We start from the raw sequence: 17972 nt of genomic DNA on the forward strand, positions 1-17972 counted from the left end.
GCTGGAGGGTAGGTTGCCGGTCGCCCGACCGCAACCGCGACGCATGGAGTTCGGACACGCAATGATCGCTGCCAGCCTCGCGGCCGCCCTGGCCCTGCTCGCCCCCGCGCCGGAAAGCCTGCTGCCCCAGGAGACGCCGTACAGCGCGGTCGCCCCGGGTCCCGTCAGCAACCAGCCGCGCCTGCTGAACGATCAGGATACGGCGCTATTCCGGCAGGGTCTGGCCGCCGCCCGCAACCGCGACGTCATGGGCGCCCGCAACGCCGCCGCCCAGATCGGCGACCCGACCGCGCGCAAACTCGTCGAATGGGCCCTGCTGGACACCTCCGCCGAACAATTGCCGTACAGCGACCTCGCCGTCGCCCAGACATCGTTCGCGGGCTGGCCCCGCGTCGAGAGCCGGCGCGCGGCCGCCGAACGCGCGCTGGACCTGGCGTCGCCCGGACCGGATACGGTCATGAGCCTGTTCGCGTCCGCTCCTCCTTCGACGGTCCAGGGCGCCATCGCCCTGACCGACGCCCTTGAACAACGCGGCCGCCGGGACGAGGCGCGGGCCCTGATCATCGAATGGTGGCGAACCCGGTCTTTCGACGAGGCGGCCCAGAACCGCATCCTGAACCGCTGGGGCGGCTGGCTGACCCAAGCGGATCACGAGGCGCGGCTGAACATGCTGCTGCTCGGCCCGCACGGGCCCGCCACGCGCGCCATGGTCGCGCGCGTGGGGTCCGATCGTCAGGCCGTCGCCAACGCCGCCATGGCGCTGCGCAGCGCCTACAGCCCTGACGCCCTTGTCGCGGGCCTGAGTCCGGCGCAGGCGATGGATCCCGCCGTGGTGCTGGAGCGGGTGCGCATCCTGCGCTCGCAGAACCGCCAGTCCGAAGCCTTCCCCCTGCTCGGCGCCCTCCCCGCGGCCCCGTCGCATACCGAGGGCCAGAACACCCTGTGGAGCGAGCGCCGCAACTATTTCCTCGACGCCCTGCAGCAGCGTAACTGGCAGGCGGCCTATGACGCCATGGCCGGCCACGGCTTCCCGTCCGGGGACCGCAAGGTGGACGCCGAATTCTTCGCGGGCTGGGTCGCCCTGGTGAAGCTGAACGACCCGGCGCGGGCCACGACGCATTTCGAGACCCTGCGCCAGTCGTCCTCGACCCCGATCACCCAGGGCCGCGCCCTCTATTGGCTGGGCCGCGCCGCCGAGGCGCAGGGGGCCACGCCGGCCGCCATCCAGTACTACCAGGCCGGTTCGCGGCACATCCAGACCTTCTACGGCCAGCTGGCGGCCGAAAAGGCGGGGATGACCTCGATCGCCCTGCCCGGCGATCCCGTGCCCTCTGGCGCCGAGATCGCCGCCTTCGAGGGCAATGAGGTCGTCCGCGCCATGCGCATTCTCGGCGAGACGGGCGAAACCAGCCTGTTCCGCGTCTTCGCCTACCAGTTGGACGATGATCTGCCCGGCGCGTCCCAGCTGGCCCTGCTGATGGATATGTCGCGCAACTACGGTGAAGGCTTCACCGCCATGATGGTCGGCCGCGCCGCCAGCCAGCGCGGCTTCCTGATGCCCGAACGCCAGTACCCTATCCGCATTCCGCCGCAGGTCGGCGGCGCCGCGCCGCTGGAGTTCACCCTGGCCATTACGCGTCAGGAATCCAGCTTCGACCCCCGAGCCCGCTCCCACGCCAATGCGCGGGGCATGATGCAGTTCGTGCCCGCAACCGGCCGGGCCGTGGCCCGACAACTGGGCCTGCCCTATTCCGACGAGCGGCTGTACGACCCCGATTTCAACATGACGCTGGGCAGCTACCACCTCGGCGATCTGACCAGCGATTTCGGCGGTTCGATGCTGCTGACGACGATCGGCTACAACGCCGGCCCGGCGCGGCCGCCGCAGTGGGTGGCGCGCTGCGGCGATCCGCGGGGCGGCGGGGTCGATCCGATCGACTTCATCGAATGCGCGCCATTCACAGAGACCCGCAACTATATGATGCGAGTCATGGAAAACATGCAGGTTTACCGCGCGCGACTGAATGGTGGATCGGCGCCCCTGACGTTGTCAGAGGACCTCAGCCGCGGCGCCGCCGCGGGGCCCGCTCCCTATACGGCCTATGCGCCCGAGACGGATTCGACCGCGACGCCCTACCCGGCTGACTGACGTCGACCCGCCGTCAACAGGGGGCCGTCGGGGCCAGTGATCCACCGGCCCGTCAAACCGAAGACGCCGGCCATGACATCGGGGGTCAGGGCCTGCATGGGCGCGCCGTCGGCCGTCACCTTGCCATGGTCCAGTACCACGACCCGGTCCGCGAACCGCGCCGCCAAGGCCAAGTCGTGCAGGCTGACCAGCACCGCCTGCCCTCTTCGCGCCCGCGCCTGAAGCCGTTCCAGCACCATCAGCTGGGCGTCCGGATCCAGTCCGGCGATCGGTTCGTCCACCAGCAGGCCCCGCGCATCGGCGGCCAAGGTCCGGGCCAGCAGGATTCTCGCGCGTTCGCCGCCCGACATCTCGGCCACGCCGCGGTCGGCCAGGTGCCCGGCCTCGACCTCATCCAGAGCGGCCTGGGCGGCGCCTGTGGCCTCCACCGCTGACAGGAAGGGCACACCCAGCGCAGCGATCTCGATGGCGGGCAGATTCCAGGCGATGTGCCGTTCCTGCGGCAGATAGGCGACCCGTGCCGCGCGACCGCGGGGCGACAGGGTGCTGACGTCGTCACCCTGCAGACGTGCGACGCCCCTCGTCAGGGGCAGCAGGCCCGCGAAGGCCCGGATCAGGCTGGACTTGCCCGCCCCGTTAGGGCCGACCACGGCCACCAGTTCGCCGGACTCTACCTGCAGGTCAGCGCCGTCCAGCACGGTGCGGCCGCCCAGACTGGCGTCGGCGTCCCACATCGTCAGAAACGCCGTCACAGCCGCCATTCCCGCGCCGCCCGCCAGGCGATCATCGCGAACAGGGGCGCGCCGACAAGCGCGGTGAACACGCCCAGCTTCAGTTCCTGATCCGTCGGCGTCAGTCGGGCCAGCAGGTCGGCGACCACGAGCATCAGCCCTCCCGCCAGGGCGGCGGGCGCCAGAAGTCGGCCTGGATCGCCGCGCACGGCGCTGCGCACCAGATGCGGCGCCGCCAGTCCGACGAAGCCGATCACCCCCGCCACGGCCACGGCCGCCCCGGTGGCGAGCGCGGCGGCCAGCAGGGCCAGCAGCCGCAGCCGCGCCATGGGCAAGCCCGAGGTCCGCGCCGTCTCCTCGCCGAGGCTCAGCATCCGCAACCCGGGAGCGGCCAAGGCGGCGAGGACCGCCGAAAGCAGCACCGCCGGCGTCACCCAGGCCACGTCCACCCAGCTGCGGTTCTGCACCGAGCCCAGCAGCCAGCTCATCACCTCCGCACTGGCGATGGGCGACGGGGACAGGTTGAAGATCAGGGCCGTGGCCGCGCCCGCGAAACTGGACACCGCCACGCCGAACAGGATCAGGGCCTCCGGCGAACGGACGCGCGCCGAGAACAGGATCAGCAAGGCTCCCGCCAGCCCCGCCCCGACGAGGGCCGAGACCTCGACCGCTCCCGGAACCGCCGCCGCGCCCAGCACGATCGCGCCGGCCGCGCCCAGGGCCGCGACCGCAGACACGCCCAGCACCCCGGGGTCGGCCAGCGGGTTCCGGAGCAGGCCTTGCATGACCGCCCCCGCCAGCCCCAGGGCCGCGCCGACCATCAGGGCGGTGACGACGCGCGGGGCCCGGACCTGCCACAGGACCTCGCCCGGACCGGACGCCGGATCGGTGAAGGCCTGCGCCCATTGCCGGCTGTCGAAAGCGCTTTCGCCCAGCAGCACGCCTGTGACGACCGCCGCAAGGATCAACAGAACCAGGCCGAGGGTCAGACGTGGCGGCTTCACGCCCCGCCCCTCAGCACGGCCGCGGCGTCGGCGGCGAACCATCCCGGACAGGTCAGGGCCGCCGCCGGCAGGCGGGCGGCGATGCGCCCGCGGGCGACCCGGCGCAGCGCCGGATGGCGGCCGGCGCCGCGCCAGTCCATGCGGGCCTGATCAAAGAAGCCGAGGACAAACCGCGCCGGCGGGAACAGGACGGTGCGCTCGATGCTGACCGGCGCGAAGAAGGACGCCTGCGCCGCATTGGCGAAACCCGCGGCCGTCAGGATGGCGTCGATCAGCGTCCCCTTGCCGGCCGTAAAGCCGCCAGCCGTCAGATACAGGGCCCGGGGTTTCGCTGTCCCATTGTGATCGGGGCGACCGGTGAGCTTGCGGTCCATGCGCGCGATCAGGGCCTCGCCTCGCGCCGGGGCCCCCAGGCCCCGGGCCACGGTCCGGATATCGGCGCGCACCCCGTTGAAATCCGTCGCGTCCTCGATGGTGAGAACCCGGACGCCGTCCGCCTCCAGCCGCGCCAGCAGGCGGGGTTCGCCGCCCCAGTAGCGGACCACGACATCCGGCTGGAAGGCGATGGCCGCTTCCAGGGTGGGCCGGATCCGACGATGGTTCGCAGCAGCGGCGCGCATCCAGGCGTCGGGATCATCGGCGCGGGGCGACAGGGCGATGTCGGCGTTGGGCGCCAGGGCCAGAACATACTGATCGGCGCACTGGTCAAGCGACATGACCCGCAGCGGACGCGCATCGGCCGCCGCCGGCGCGACCAGGATCGCGGCGGCGAGACCCGCGGCGCAGCGCTTCATGGCTTGAGCAGTCCCGCGAGCAGTCCGTCGATGAGAGTGACGACAAGGGCTTCGCGGTCAACCCAATCAAAATAGGGCTTGGTGATCATCAGCGAAACCACGCCATGTCCGCCGGCCCACAGCGCCTGGGCCGCCGTTCGCGCGTCGCCGCGCAGCAGGCCCGCCGCCTCGACGTCCTCGACGGCCTTCTCGAACGACCGGAACAACTCGTGTCCCAGTTCCCGCGCGGCGGACTGGGCCCCTTCGCGCAACTCGATCGGCCGGGTCATATAGGCCAGGCGATAGGCGTTGGGGTTCTCGAAGCCGAAGTCCACATAGGCGCGCAGCATCAGCCTTAACCGCGCTTCGGGATCGACCGGCTGGCTGATCACCGCCTCATTGGCTTCCAGCAGCGCCGAAAAGGCCCGGCGGCAGATCTCGTGCAGGATCTCGCTCTTCTCCGAGAAATGCATGTACAGCGCCGTCGACGACAGGCCGACGTCGTCCGCGATCTTGCGTATCGTCGCGCCTTCATAGCCGTGCTCGACGAAGATCCGCTCGGCCGCCGCGAGGATTTCCGCGCGGCGCGCATGGCCCTCGCCTTTCGGCTTTCTCTGCGAGCGGGGGTTGATGGTCACGGCGGTCAAACGCGCACTCCGAACGTCGACCCCATGAATAGCGACATTCCCGGGCGTCCGCCAACCGCTTGCCGTGCGCAAATCGCTGGGATAACCATGCGTTGTGGAGAGGGCTGAGCCAAGCAATCTGGAGGATCGCCGGCGCGACGCCGGACGGTATGGACCGCCGCCCGGTCAGAGCGCGGCCATGCGCGGCCTCGCCCCTGCGCAGATCGGCGTCATGGCGGCGCTGCTCGCAGCGACGGGAACCTTGGCCTGGTTCAGCCCGGAGGTGTTCGGGCGGGGGATCATTCTCGCCGGAGCCTGGGGTTTCCTGGCCGTCGCAGCCTGGCGCACAGCCCTGATCCTGCTCAGCGCCGCACCGGCGCGGCCGCCGACCGAGCCGACCGTCTGGCCGCGGTACACAGTGCTGGCGGCGCTTCATGACGAGGCCGAAGTCGTCGCCCAGTTGATCGGCCGTCTCTCGCGCATCGATTATCCGGCCGACCGGTTGCAGGGCCTGCTGGTGCTGGAAGCTCATGATCACGCCACCATCGCGGCCGCCCTGGCCACGCAGCGGCCCGGCTGGCTGGAGGTGTTCGTGGTCCCGCCCGGCAAGCCGCAGACCAAGCCCCGCGCGCTGAACTGCGCCCTCGCCCACGCCACCGGCGACCTGCTGACGGTCTATGACGCCGAGGACGAGCCGGACCCGCTTCAGCTGCGCGAGGCCGCCAGCCGGTTCGCGGCGGACACGACGGGGCGGCTGGCCTGCCTGCAAGCCCCGCTGCGCATCCGCCGCCGGGGGCCGGCGGACGGTTCGCCCTTCCTCGACCGCCAGTTCGCCGCCGAATACGCCAGCCTGTTCGAGACCGCCCTGCCCGGCATCGCCCGCCTCGGCCTGCCTTTTCCCCTGGGCGGGACCAGCAACCATTTCCGCACCGACGTGCTCAGCGCGGTCGAGGGCTGGGACGCCTGGAATGTCACCGAGGACGCCGACCTCGGCTTCCGGCTCTGGCGTCGCGGCTGGCGGCTCGGGGTCATATCTCGCCCGACCTGGGAAACGCCGCCCGGCGGGCTCGACAATTGGCTGCCGCAGAGAACCCGATGGCTGAAGGGCTATATGCAGACCTGGGGCGTGCACACGCGCGATCCTTGGCGGCTGGGCTGGCGGGGCTCCGCCGCCCTCGTCATGACCGTCGGCGCGGGCCTGGTCTCGGCGGCGCTGCACGGGCTGTCGCTGGCCTGGGTGGCCGCCACGATTCTCGTTTCCCTGATGGCGGGCCTGCCGCCGGAGACGCCCGCCCTGGCGTTGAGCGTGCTGGTGCTCGGCGCGGCCTCGGCCTGGCTGTCCTGCGCCATCGGAGCGCGGCGCGCTGGCGTGCCCTATGGTCCCGGCGACATGATCGCGGCGCCCGCCTACTGGGCCCTGCTCAGCCTGGCCTTCGTCCACGCCGGGTGGAGGCTGATCCGCGATCCCTTCGCCTGGGACAAGACCCGCCATCGCCGCGACGCGGCGCCCGCCGCGGAGGAAGCGGCCCCCGAAACGCACGACGTGCTGGACGCGACCGGGCCTCTCCGCCTATCAGCCCTTCATGCCGCCGCGCCTGAACCCGTCGCCTGAGACCCTGGTCACCCGCGCCTGGGCCGACTACGCCCTTCTGGACAGCGGCGCCGGCCGCAAGCTGGAGCGCTATGGCCGGTTCACCGTCGTCCGACCCGAACCCCAGTGCTTCTGGTCGCCGCGCGATCCGGGCGCCTTCGATGCGGCCGACGCGGTGTTCGATCCGACCGACGAGGACGAGAGCGGGCGCTGGCGCTTCGCCGGCGCCCCGATCGACACCTTCCCCCTGGCATGGCGCGACGTGCGTTTCACCAGCCGGTTCACGCCGTTCCGTCATCTGGCCTTCTTCCCCGAACAGGCCGCGAACTGGGAGTGGCTGGATGGGCGGATCCGCAGACTGCGCAAGCCCCGCATCCTCAATCTGTTCGGCTATACCGGCGTGGCCAGTCTGGCCTGCGCTGCGGCCGGAGCCGAGGTCACCCACGTCGACGCCTCGAAGAAGTCAGTGGCCTGGGCCCGCGAGAACGCCGAGCTGTCGGGCATGGCCGACAAGCCGATCCGCTGGATCGTCGAGGATGCCCGCAAATACGCGGCGCGCGAGGTGCGGCGCGGGTCGAAATACGACGGGATCATCCTCGATCCGCCCAAATACGGCCGGGGTCCGACGGGCGAAGTTTGGCGTCTGTTCGAGGATCTGCCGGGGCTTCTGAAGGATTGCGCCGCCCTGCTGTCGGATGACGCCTCCTTCCTGCTGCTGAACGCCTACGCCGCGCGTATCTCGGGCCTGTCGCTGTCGCATCTGATGGCCGAGGCGACCGCCGACCGGGGCGGCGTCATCGACTGGGGCGAGCTGGCCCTGGCCGAAGACGGGGCGGACGGGCGCGCCATCGGCCTCAGCTTCTTCGCGCGGTGGTCGGCGTGACAGACCGGCTGATCACCTCCCTGACCAATGACACGGTCAAGGCCGTGCGCGCCCTGCATATGCGCAAGGAGCGCGAGGCGACGGGGCGGTTCCTGGCCGAGGGGCTGAAATTCATCGGCGAGGCGCTGGATCAGAGCCGCGCGCCGCGCCTGCTGCTGATCGGCGAGGACGCCCGCCCCCATCCGATCCTCGACCGCGCCCGCGAGGCGACCCGGGCGGCGGGCGGCGAAGTCGTGACCGTCACCCACGCCATCCTTGAAAAGATCAGCCGGCGGGACAATCCGCAGACCGTGCTGGGCGTATTCGATCAGGTCTATACGCCGCTGTCGGCGATCCAGCCGGAGTCGGCGCCGGCCTGGGTGGCGCTGGAGCAGGTCAGGGATCCGGGCAATCTGGGCACCATCATCCGCACGGCGGATTCCGCCGGCTGCGGCGGGGTGATCCTGATCGGCGACTGCGTCGATCCCTATTCGGTCGAGGCGGTGCGGGCGACCATGGGCTCGGTCTTCGCCGTGGCCATCGCCCGGGCCACGCCGGCCGAGTTCCTGGCGTGGCGGCAGACCTGGCCCGGCAGCGTCATCGGCACCCGGCTGGACGCGACCGAGGGCTATCGCGACGCCTCGATCCAGCATCCGGCCCTGATCCTGATGGGCAACGAACAGGCCGGTCTGACAGACGCCCTGGCGGCCGCCTGCGACGTCAACGTCAAGATCCCGATGCGCGGCCGGGCCGACAGCCTGAACCTCGCCGTGGCGACGGGGATCATGGTCTATGCCGTGACGGACCCGGCCTAGAAACTGCGGCCGTCGACGCGCTGCGCCGTCCAGCTGAAGGGCTCGATATCGGTCAGGGTGCGGATGTTGACCGCCACCGTGGGGCCCTTGGGCCCGCTGCCCCGGGCGAAGGACTGGACGCCGCAGGTGTCGCAGAACCGGTGGCGGATCTTGTGGGTGTTGAACAGATATTCGGTCTGCGGCCCCTCCTGCGTCACCCGGAAGGCGTCGGGCGAGACGAAGGCCAGGACGAAGCCCTTGCGATAGCAGTGTGAGCAGTTGCACTCCATCAGCCCCTCGAGGTCGGTGTCGACCTCATAGGCCACGGCCCCGCAGGCGCAGGAACCGGTGTGGGTCTTCATCTCAGCCATCATGCATCCTCCAGCAGCACCACGCCGGGCGCCGATTTGAGCGCGCCGCGCAGGGCGCCGTCCAGCCGGTAGCGGCCCGGCAGTTTCAGCTCGACCTCGCGGCGGCCGTCCAGCGAGGCGATCAGGGAGACCTCCCCGCCCTTGCCCGGCGATTGCGCCTTCTCGAGCCGCGTCCGCAGGGCCTCGGCGTCGGCGGATTTGGCCGACACGTGGATGCGCAGGCCCATGGCCCCGTCGTCCAGCAGGGCGTCCAGCCGGGAGGCGTCGTCGCCGAAGAAGCGCACCTCGCCGTCGGCCGACTTGGCCCGAACGCGGACCATGATGGAGGCCCCGACCTCCAGCACCTCGCGGCATTTGCGCAGCTGTTCGGGCGGGAACAGGCATTCGAACTCGCCGGTCGGGTCGGAGAAGGTGACGAAGGCGAATTTCTCGCCCGATTTGGCGCTGGCCCGCTCCTGGCGGCGGCGCACGACGCCGGCCATCAGGAAGGCCTCGTGACCGCTCTCGGCCAGGGCCGTGGCCTCGGCGACGAAGGTGACGCGCTTGCGCTTCAGCGCCGGGGCCATGTCCTCCAGCGGGTGGCCGGACAGGTAGAAGCCGACGGCGGCCAGTTCCTGATCCAGCTTCTCGGGCCCGACCCAGGGCTCGACCGGCTTCAGGCGCGGGCGGGCTGCGCCGGCCTGATCGCCGCCGAACAGGGAGACCTGGGACGAGGCGCGTTCGGCGGCCACGCTCTGGCAATAGGCCATCAGGGTGTCGGCCTGTTCGAACAGCTGGCGGCGGTTGGAGTGGAAGCTGTCGAAGGCGCCGGCGCGGGCGAGGTTCTCCAGCGCCCGCTTGTTGACGCTGCGCGGATCGACCCGCTCGAGGAAGTCGAAGATGTCGGTGAACCGGCCGCCGGTCTCGCGCACCTCGACCAGATGCTTCATCGCCTCCAGGCCGACGTTGCGGATGGCGCCCAGGGCATAGAGGACGGCGCCCACGCCGTCGTCGTACGCCACGTCGAAATCGGCCGAGGAGCGGTTCACGTCCGGCGACTTCACCGGCACATCGAAGCGCCGACAATCCTGATAGAAGACAGCCAGTTTGTCGGTATTGCTGAGATCGAGACTCATGGACGCGGCCATGAATTCGACCGGGTGGGTCGCCTTCAGCCAGCCGGTCTGGAAGCTGATCAGGGCGTAAGCGGCCGCGTGTGACTTGTTGAAGCCGTAGCCGGCGAACTTGGCCACCAGATCGAAGATGCCGCCGGACTGTTCCTCGGGAACGCCCTTTTCCGACGCGCCCGCGATGAAGCGCGCGCGCTGGAAGTCCATCTCCTCCTTCTTCTTCTTGCCCATGGCGCGGCGCAGGAGGTCGGCCTCGCCGAGGGAGTATCCCGCCAGGATCTGGGCGATCTTCATCACCTGCTCCTGGTAGATGATGACGCCATAGGTCTCGGTCAGGACCTCGGTCAGGGAGGGGTGCAGATAGTCCACCTGCTGCCGGCCGAATTTCCGGTCGATATAGGTGTCGATCATCTCCATCGGCCCGGGCCGGTAGAGGGAGATCAGGGCGGTGATCTCCTCGATCGAACCGCAGCGCATCTTGCGCAGGGTGTCGCGCATGCCCTGGGATTCCAGCTGGAACACCCCGACGGTCTGGCCCGAAGCCATCAGCTCATAGGTTTTCGGATCGTCCAGCGGCAGGCCGTTCCAGTCGGGCGCGGCGCCGCGCCGTTCCAGATACTGGCGCGCGCGGTCCAGCACGGTCAGGGTCTTGAGGCCGAGGAAGTCGAACTTCACCAGACCGGCGGCCTCGACCCATTTCATGTTGAACTGGCTGGCCGGGATGGTCGAGCGCGGGTCCTGGTACAGCGGAGCCAGCTCGATCAGGGGGCGGTCGCCGATGACGATGCCGGCGGCGTGGGTCGAGGCGTTGCGGTACAGCCCCTCCAGCTCCAGCGCCGTCTCCAGCAGGGTCGCCACGGCCTTGTCGCTGTCGCGGGCCTCGCGCAGGCGCGGCTCGATCTCGATGGCCTGGGCCAGGGTGACGGGATTGGCGGGGTTGGCCGGCACCATCTTGGCGAGCCGGTCGACCTGGCCCAGCGGCATCTGCAGCACCCGGCCGACGTCGCGCAGCACGGCCCGCGCCTGCAGGGTGCCGAAGGTGATGATCTGGGCCACCCGGTCCTTGCCGTAGCGGGCCTGGACGTAGTCGATCACCTCTTCCCGCCGCTCCTGGCAGAAGTCGATGTCGAAGTCGGGCATGGAGACCCGTTCCGGGTTCAGGAAGCGCTCGAACAGCAGGCCGAACCGCAGGGGATCCAGATCGGTGATGGTCAAGGCCCAGGCGACCAGCGAGCCGGCGCCCGAACCCCGGCCCGGACCCACGGGGATGCCGTGGTTCTTGGCCCATTTTATGAAGTCCGACACGATCAGGAAATAGCCGGGGAAGCCCATCTGCTGGATGATGCCGACCTCCCATTCGAGGCGGGCCCAGTAGTCGGCCTCGGGCGCGACGGGCGTCACGGCCGCCAGCCGCGCCTTCAGCCCCTCGCGGGCCTGATGCATCAGCTCGTCGGGCTCGGAGCGGCCGGCGCCGGCGTCGAAGCGCGGCAGGATGGGTGCCCGGGTGGGAGCGAGGAAGGCGCAGCGGCGGGCGATCTCAATGGTGTTGTCGCAGGCCTCGGGCAGGTCGGCGAACAGCGCACGCATGGCCGCCGCGGGCTTGAACCAGTGTTCGCCGGTGATGCGGCGGCGGTCCTCCTGGCCGGTGAAGGCGCCGTCGGCGATGCACAGCAGGGCGTCGTGGGAGCGCGCCTGCGCGGCTTTCGCGTAGTGGACGTCATTGGTGGCGACGAGGGGCGCGTCGTGGGCGTACGCCCATTCGACGAGACCGCGTTCCGCCTGCCCTTCGCTGGCGAGCCCGTGGCGCTGCAGCTCGACATAGAAGCGGTCGCCGAACACCCGCGCCATCTCGGTCAGGGCCGCGGCGGCCTCGTCAGGGCGGGACTGGACGAACAGGGGATCGACGGGCCCGTCAGGGCCGCCCGACAGCAGGATCAGACCCTCGGAGCGCTCGGCCACCATGGTCCAGGGCACGCTGGGCTCGTCCATCGCGCCGGCGTCGAGGAAGGCCGAGGACGACAGGGCGCACAGGTTCAGCCAGCCGGCCTCGTTCTGGACCAGCAGCACCACGGTCGGGACCCTGGCCCAGCGCTCGTTGATCTTGCCGCCGATGCCGGTGACGGGGATGGCGCAGGCCACGAGGGGCTGGACCCCCGCCCCTTTCGCCGCCTCGCTGAACTCCAGGGCGCCGAACAGATTGGCCCGGTCCGCCACGCCCACCGCCGGCATGCCCGCGTCGGCCGCCAGGGTCGGAACCTTGCCCGCCTTGATCGCGCCTTCCAGCAGCGAATAGGCCGAGCGGACGCGCAGGTGGATGAAGCCCTGATTGGCCATCGCTTCACTCACAGCGCCGTCGCTCCGTTCCGGGTTGGAATGTCATCCTGCCCCGAGTCCCACATCGCGTCCGGCCGGAACACAGGAAACCGGTGAAGAGCCGCCGCCGCCGGACGACGGACTGTGGATAGCCTTCCGGCCAGACCCTCAACCGGGGCCCGGCGAAAAAAACAGAGTCCGAAGAGTCCGAAGAGTCCACTCGTACGGGCCAAGTGCCTGATAACGTTCGGATGGAGAAACGGCCGGTCCGGACTCTACGACCCGCTTCAGGCCGCCGAAGTCAGCAGCGCCGCCTGCCACATCACCCAGACGAAACCGCTGCACGACGCCAGCGACAGCATATCCCTTACCCAACGCGCCATGATCTTTGTCCCCGGATTGCGTGTTCCGGCTATGTTCTATGTTCTCGTTGCGTTCTCGTCAAGCGCATTTGAGGTGAGCGACTCGTCCAGCCCTGTAGGATGGGGGCGCGCGTCACCCACCATCCGCCCCTTCCGGCGGCAGGCGTCGCAGGAGAGCGGCCATGGCCAAGGGTCAAGTGAAGAGCAACAAGGAAGTCCGCAAACCCAAGGCCGAGAAGCCCAAGCCGTCCGTCGCGGTCAGCAGCAGCTCGCCGTTTACGACGCCTCCGGGGAAGAAGTAGCGGTCCGGATATCCGCTCATCCCGGCGAAAGCCGGGACCCAGTTCTTTGGGCGATCAGTCTCACCGATACCGCGCGCTGGTGATCCCTTGCACCGTGCGTCGCGAAAGCACTGGGTCCCGGCTTTCGCCGGGATGCACGGAGTGGGGTCGGGCCCGATTGTTCTTGCCCCTAGTGCGGCCAGACTTCCTTCAGCACCTCGGCCCGGCCGTCGTGGACGCGGACCTCCAGCGCCGGGGTGGCCGGCTGGCCGTCGGCGAACAGTTCGTAGATGACCGCGCCGTCCTCGGCCTGGGTGCTTTCGATCACCCGCACGGGGATGAAGCCCGCCCGCGCGCCTTCGGCCGCAGCGCGGACTCCGGCCGGAACGGCGGTCCAGGGGAGGTCGCGCTGGATCTCCACCACCTTCCAGCCTGCGGGCGTCTCGAGCAGATCGAGCTCGATCTCCGAGCCGTCGGGCATGCGGCCCTCGACGTCGTAGTAGCGCCGGCCCTCGCGCTCCTTCAGCTCGGCCTCGGCGATGATCATGCCGGGCCGCGCGGTCAGGACGGCGGCGCGCACCGCGCCGGGGATATGCCCGGCCTTGGTCGGGGTGATGGCCGTGGCGGGAGCGGCCGGCGCCGCGGGCGCCTCCGGCCCGGCCTGATTGCAGGCCGCGATACTGATGACACCGGTAGCAACGGCGGAAACAAACAGGGTGCGCGTCATGGCGGTCTCCCTTTTTGGCTGAAGCCGCCAGTCTAGTCCGACCGGAGCGGCGCGCAAGGCGGCCTCAGTCCTCGTCGGCCTCGAGGCGCCGTTCGCACTCGGACACGCCGGCCGCGACGCCGCTGTCGGCGTAGAGGTCCCGCGCGGCGGTCCAGGCCGCTCGCGCTGGTCCGGCGCGGCGCAGGCCGTCCAGCGCCAGGGCCGTCAGCCGCAGGGCGTTGGCCATGTCCAGGGATGCCCCCTGCCCGTTCGCCCGGTACAGGGCCGCCGCCTGTTCGGCATGGGCCAGAGCCTCTTCCAGATGGTCGGCCTCGCGGTCGATGTCCGAGAGGTGGCGCAGGGCGTGGGCCTGCAGCAGGGGCGCGCCGCTCTCGCGGCTGAGGGCGGCGGCGCGGGCCCAGGCGTTGCGGGCGTCCAGCGTCCGGCCCTCGGCCAGGGCCTCGCGCGCCGTCGTCAGATGGGCCTGGATGGCGTCGGTCATGGAAGGCTCCGGGTGAACGTCAACCTTAGCACGATCTCAACAGGCGTGGCTCAGTACGCCTTGCTCCGGGCCGGGCGTTCTTCCAGATGGCCGTCCTTGAGGGCGAAGACGCGGTCCATATGGCCGGCCAGCTCCATGTTGTGGGTGGCGATCAGGGCGGCGACGCCGGTCTTCTTGACCAGGTCGTGCAGGGCCTCGAACACCGTCTGGCTGGTGGCGGGGTCGAGATTGCCGGTCGGCTCGTCGGCCAGCAGCAGGCGCGGACGGTTGGCGAGGGCGCGGGCGACGGCGACGCGCTGCTGCTCGCCGCCCGACATCTGGGCCGGCTGGTGGGTCAGGCGTTCGCCGAGGCCGAGGGCGGACAGGACCTCGGCGGCGCGGGCGCGGGCCGCGGCCTGGCCGACGCCGGCGATGCGCAGCGGCAGGGCGACGTTGTCGCGGGCGTCGAACTCGGCCAGCAGGTGGTGGAACTGGTAGACGAAGCCGATCTTGGCCAGACGGATGTGGGTGCGCGCGCGTTCGTCCAGGGCGCCGACGTCCTTGCCGTCGATGAGGATCTGGCCGGATGTCGGGCGCTCCAGCAGGCCGGCGGCGTGCAGCAGGGAGGACTTGCCCGAGCCGGACGGGCCGATCAGGCCCACGACCTCGCCCGGACGCACATCGAGATCGACGCCCTTGAGCACCGTCAGGGGGCCTGCGGCGGAGTCGTAGGTGCGGGTCAGGCCGCGGACCGAGAGGACGGGACTACTCATAGCGAAGCGCCTCGACCGGATCCATTTTCGCGGCCCGCCACGACGGCAGCAGGCTGGCGATACAGCTCATGAACAGGGACCAGACCGTAACCCAGAAGACGTCGCCCGGATCGACCAGGGCCGGCACGGCGTCCAGCATGTAGACGTCGGCGTTGAACAGCTGGACGCCCAGCAGGGCCTCGAGGAAATGCTGGATGGGTCCGATGTTCAGGCAGAAGATGAGGCCGAGGAACAGGCCGGTGGCCGTGCCCGCCACGCCGATGGCCGCCCCGGCGACGAAGAAGACGCGCAGCATCGACATCTGGCTGGCGCCGACGGTGCGCAGGATGGCGACGTCGCGGGTCTTGTTCTTCACCAGCATGACGATGCCGGAGATGATGTTCAGGGCCGCGATGGCGACGACGAGGCCGAGGATGATGCTCATCGCCACCCGTTCGACCTTGAGCGCGCCCCAGAAGGCCGCCAGCCGGTCGCGCCAGTCGCTGACGACGGCGTTGGGTCCCGCGGCGGCGCGGACGGCGGGATAGAGGTCGGCCACGCGATCGGGCTGGTCGACCTTCATCTCGATGACGTCCCAGACGCCCTCCTTGGCGAAGAAGAGCTGGGCCTGTTCCAGGGGCATGAAGATGAAGGCGCGATCGAAGTCGGCCGTGCCCGAAGTGAAGACCCCGCCGACGCGATAGGTCTTTTCCAGCCCGCCGAGATTGCCGAAGGCGCTGTCGGCCCCGGTCGGGGAATACAGGGTGATGGGGTCGCCGACCCGCAGGCCCATGCCCTCGGCCAGCGCCTTGCCGATGATGATGTTGTCGCCGCCGTATGCGCCCTGGCCGAAGGTGCGCTTCGCCTCGGCCGACAGGCTGTCATAGACGTAGGACATGGAGTCCAGGTCCTGCGGGCGGATGCCGCGCACGACGGCCCCGGTCGTCTGGCCGGCGGCGCGCACGAGGCTCTGGTTCTCGATGACCGGGGTGACGCTGATGACGCCCGGGACGCGGCCGATGCGCTGAACGGCGGCGTCGCGGTTGGGATCGCTCAGGATCTGGCCCTGGACGTACATGTGGCCGTTGAACGACAGCATGCGGCTGAGCAGCTCGGACCGGAAGCCGGCCATGATGCTCATCACCACGATCAGCGCCATGACCGCCAGCGAGATGGCGACGTAGGAGATGATGGCGATCAGGGCGATGCCGCCTTCTTTCCGCCGGGCGCGCAGATAGCGCAGCGCCAGTTCGATCTCCCAGGCCGAGAACGGCCCCGCCGGTTTCGTCGGCTTCACCGCCGCGACCTCCGTCATCCGCGCACCTTCGCCAGGGCCTCGTCCAGGGGAATGGAAAGCTTCTCGCCGGTCGCCCGGCGCTTGAGCTCGACCACGCCTTCGGCGACGCCCTTGGGTCCGATGGTCAGCTGCCACGGAATGCCGATCAGGTCGGCGGTGGCGAACTTGCCGCCCGGACGCTCGTCGGTGTCGTCGTAGAGGACGTCCTTGCCGAGCGCCTCGAGCCTGGCGACGGCCTCCTCGCAGGCGGCGGAGACGGCCTCGTCACTGGCGCGCAGGTTGATGACCACGACGTCGAACGGCGCGACGGAGTCCGGCCAGATGATGCCGCTGTCGTCGTGGCTGGCCTCGATGATCGCGCCCAGCAGACGCGAGACGCCGACGCCGTAGCTGCCCATGTGGACCGGCGCGTCCTTGCCGTCGGGGCCGGCGACGAAGGCCTTCATCGGGGCGGAATATTTCGTGCCGAAATAGAAGATGTGGCCGACCTCGATGCCGCGTGCGGTCAGGCGGTCGCCCTCGGCGGTCTGGGCCTCGAACTGGCCGGCGTCATGCATTTCCTCGGTCGCGGCGTACAACGCCGTTCGCTGATCAACGATTGACTGCAGGTCGTCCCAGTCGACGCCCGCGCCCGGCGCCGGCATCTCGACCAGCTTGCGGTCGCAGAAGACCTGGCTTTCGCCGGTGTCGGCCAGGACGATGAACTCGTGGCTGAGATCGCCGCCGATGGGGCCGGTGTCGGCGCGCATCGGCACGGCCTTCAGCCCCATGCGGGCGAAGGTGTTCAGATAGGCCACGAACATGCGGTTGTAGGCCTTGCGGGCCGAGGCCTCGTCGATGTCGAAGGAATAGGCGTCCTTCATCAGGAATTCGCGGCCGCGCATGACGCCGAAGCGGGGGCGGCGCTCGTCGCGGAATTTCCACTGGATGTGGAAGAGGTTCAGCGGCAGCGCCTTGTAGCTCTTCACGAAGCCGCGGAAGATGTCGGTGATCATCTCCTCATTGGTCGGTCCGTACAGAAGCTCGCGCTCGTGCCGGTCGGTGATGCGCAGCATCTCCGGGCCGTAGGCGTCGTAGCGGCCGCTCTCGCGCCACAGGTCGGCCAGCTGCAGGGTCGGCATCAGCAGCTCGACAGCGCCGGCTCGCTCCTGCTCCTCGCGCACGATCTGCTCGATCCGGTTCAGCACCCGCAGGCCCAGCGGCAGCCAGGCGTAGATGCCGGCGGCCTCCTGTTTGATCATCCCGGCGCGCAGCATCAGCTGGTGCGAGACGATCTGGGCGTCCGAAGGCGCCTCCTTGAGGGTGGGCAGGAAATAGCGCGACAGGCGCATGGGCAGAATCCGGGGACAAAAGGTGAAGCACCGCTTTAGCCGCTCGGAAGGGGCGAAAGCTAGGCGGTCGTCACAAACGCGCGGGATCGATCAGGGATGCGGCAGGCCGATGCCGTAGCGGGCGGCCAGATAGGGGATGATCGCCTGGTCCTGCAGGAAGCGTCTGCCGGTCGTTTTGCTGGTTCGGGCCTCGGGCCAATCGAAGGTCTCGTCGAGAACGAGGATGGGGCAGCTCTGATGCTCTTCGCCGACCAGTTCGATGACGGGCGGCCTGGGACGCGGGTGGTCCAGCCGCGTGATGTCGAGTTGCGTCTTCAGGGTCGGATAGAAGGCCAGAACGCCTTCGACGACCGCGCCGGCGGGGCAGTACCAGGGTCCGCCGAGGTCGTCGGTCCAGCCGGGATTGAGCACGAAGAGGCGGTCGGTCATCAGGCAATCC

17 protein-coding genes are annotated in these 17972 nt (G+C 69.9%); 5 read left to right on the top strand and 12 right to left on the bottom strand.

All coding sequences use genetic code 11. From position 1 onward, the window contains the following. Nucleotides 1-61: 61 nt before the first annotated feature. Nucleotides 62-2149, top strand: coding sequence for a lytic transglycosylase domain-containing protein (locus VN378_RS14280; RefSeq protein WP_325744228.1), 2088 nt, complete (start codon nucleotides 62-64; stop codon nucleotides 2147-2149). On the opposite strand, the gene VN378_RS14285 is transcribed toward VN378_RS14280, so the two are convergent. Genes VN378_RS14285 through VN378_RS14300 form a run of 4 tightly spaced genes read right to left on the bottom strand, consistent with a single transcriptional unit; the run spans nucleotide 2134 to nucleotide 5295 of the window. Continuing rightward, nucleotides 2134-2910, bottom strand: a complete 777-nt coding sequence (locus VN378_RS14285; RefSeq protein WP_325744229.1) for an ABC transporter ATP-binding protein — start codon at nucleotides 2908-2910, stop codon at nucleotides 2134-2136. The two genes, VN378_RS14280 and VN378_RS14285, sit on opposite strands and share 16 nt — an antisense overlap. Further along, entirely contained in the window at nucleotides 2898-3926 is a 1029-nt protein-coding gene (locus VN378_RS14290) for a FecCD family ABC transporter permease (RefSeq protein ID WP_414642258.1), read from the bottom strand. The genes VN378_RS14285 and VN378_RS14290 overlap by 13 nt, the downstream gene beginning before the upstream one ends. Continuing rightward, a complete protein-coding gene (locus VN378_RS14295; protein ID WP_325744231.1) occupies nucleotides 3881-4678 on the bottom strand; it encodes an ABC transporter substrate-binding protein in 798 nt (265 codons plus the stop codon). The genes VN378_RS14290 and VN378_RS14295 overlap by 46 nt, the downstream gene beginning before the upstream one ends. Continuing rightward, entirely contained in the window at nucleotides 4675-5295 is a 621-nt protein-coding gene (locus VN378_RS14300; protein ID WP_325744290.1) for a TetR/AcrR family transcriptional regulator, read from the bottom strand. Before VN378_RS14300 ends, VN378_RS14295 begins: the two co-directional genes overlap by 4 nt. A gap of 187 nt (nucleotides 5296-5482) precedes the next feature. Between VN378_RS14300 and VN378_RS14305 the strand changes: the two genes are divergently transcribed. The 3 genes from VN378_RS14305 to VN378_RS14315 are packed head-to-tail and all read left to right on the top strand — an operon-like array spanning nucleotide 5483 to nucleotide 8551. After that, nucleotides 5483-6895, top strand: coding sequence for a glycosyltransferase family 2 protein (locus tag VN378_RS14305; protein WP_325744232.1), 1413 nt, complete (start codon nucleotides 5483-5485; stop codon nucleotides 6893-6895). Then, on the top strand, nucleotides 6867-7757 hold the full coding sequence (locus VN378_RS14310) for a class I SAM-dependent methyltransferase (RefSeq protein ID WP_325744233.1): 891 nt from the start codon (nucleotides 6867-6869) through the stop codon (nucleotides 7755-7757). Before VN378_RS14305 ends, VN378_RS14310 begins: the two co-directional genes overlap by 29 nt. Then, nucleotides 7754-8551 (top strand): RNA methyltransferase, encoded by a 798-nt coding sequence (locus tag VN378_RS14315; RefSeq protein ID WP_325744234.1) that lies wholly within the window; start codon nucleotides 7754-7756, stop codon nucleotides 8549-8551. The genes VN378_RS14310 and VN378_RS14315 overlap by 4 nt, the downstream gene beginning before the upstream one ends. Here the strand turns inward: VN378_RS14315 and VN378_RS14320 are convergent. Then, nucleotides 8548-8901, bottom strand: a complete 354-nt coding sequence (locus VN378_RS14320; RefSeq protein WP_325744235.1) for a GFA family protein — start codon at nucleotides 8899-8901, stop codon at nucleotides 8548-8550. The genes VN378_RS14315 and VN378_RS14320 overlap by 4 nt on opposite strands. Next, nucleotides 8901-12356 (bottom strand): DNA polymerase III subunit alpha, encoded by a 3456-nt coding sequence (gene dnaE, locus VN378_RS14325; RefSeq protein ID WP_325744236.1) that lies wholly within the window; start codon nucleotides 12354-12356, stop codon nucleotides 8901-8903. Before dnaE ends, VN378_RS14320 begins: the two co-directional genes overlap by 1 nt. A 511-nt stretch (nucleotides 12357-12867) precedes the next feature. On the opposite strand from dnaE, the gene VN378_RS14330 reads away from it, so the two are divergent. After that, nucleotides 12868-12987, top strand: a complete 120-nt coding sequence (locus VN378_RS14330; RefSeq protein WP_235561751.1) for a hypothetical protein — start codon at nucleotides 12868-12870, stop codon at nucleotides 12985-12987. A 169-nt stretch (nucleotides 12988-13156) separates the two neighbouring features. Here the strand turns inward: VN378_RS14330 and VN378_RS14335 are convergent, their stop codons facing one another. From VN378_RS14335 to VN378_RS14360, 6 genes are all read right to left on the bottom strand, one after another. Next, on the bottom strand, nucleotides 13157-13693 hold the full coding sequence (locus VN378_RS14335; protein WP_325744237.1) for a hypothetical protein: 537 nt from the start codon (nucleotides 13691-13693) through the stop codon (nucleotides 13157-13159). Between the two features lie 64 nt (nucleotides 13694-13757). Further along, nucleotides 13758-14174 carry a hypothetical protein gene (locus tag VN378_RS14340; protein ID WP_325744238.1) on the bottom strand — a complete coding sequence of 139 codons (417 nt, stop codon included), beginning with the start codon at nucleotides 14172-14174 and terminating at the stop codon, nucleotides 13758-13760. Nucleotides 14175-14224: 50 nt separating this feature from the next. Beyond that, nucleotides 14225-14926 carry an ABC transporter ATP-binding protein gene (locus tag VN378_RS14345; RefSeq protein ID WP_325744239.1) on the bottom strand — a complete coding sequence of 234 codons (702 nt, stop codon included), beginning with the start codon at nucleotides 14924-14926 and terminating at the stop codon, nucleotides 14225-14227. After that, nucleotides 14919-16220, bottom strand: coding sequence for a lipoprotein-releasing ABC transporter permease subunit (locus VN378_RS14350; protein WP_325744240.1), 1302 nt, complete (start codon nucleotides 16218-16220; stop codon nucleotides 14919-14921). The genes VN378_RS14345 and VN378_RS14350 overlap by 8 nt, the downstream gene beginning before the upstream one ends. After that, entirely contained in the window at nucleotides 16217-17533 is a 1317-nt protein-coding gene (gene proS, locus VN378_RS14355; protein WP_325744241.1) for a proline--tRNA ligase, read from the bottom strand. Before proS ends, VN378_RS14350 begins: the two co-directional genes overlap by 4 nt. Before the next feature lie 90 nt (nucleotides 17534-17623). Then, a complete protein-coding gene (locus VN378_RS14360; RefSeq protein WP_325744242.1) occupies nucleotides 17624-17962 on the bottom strand; it encodes a DUF3088 family protein in 339 nt (112 codons plus the stop codon). Between the last annotated feature and the right edge of the window lie 10 nt (nucleotides 17963-17972).

The organism is Brevundimonas sp., from assembly GCF_035561115.1.
Classification (GTDB): Bacteria; Pseudomonadota; Alphaproteobacteria; order Caulobacterales; family Caulobacteraceae; genus Brevundimonas.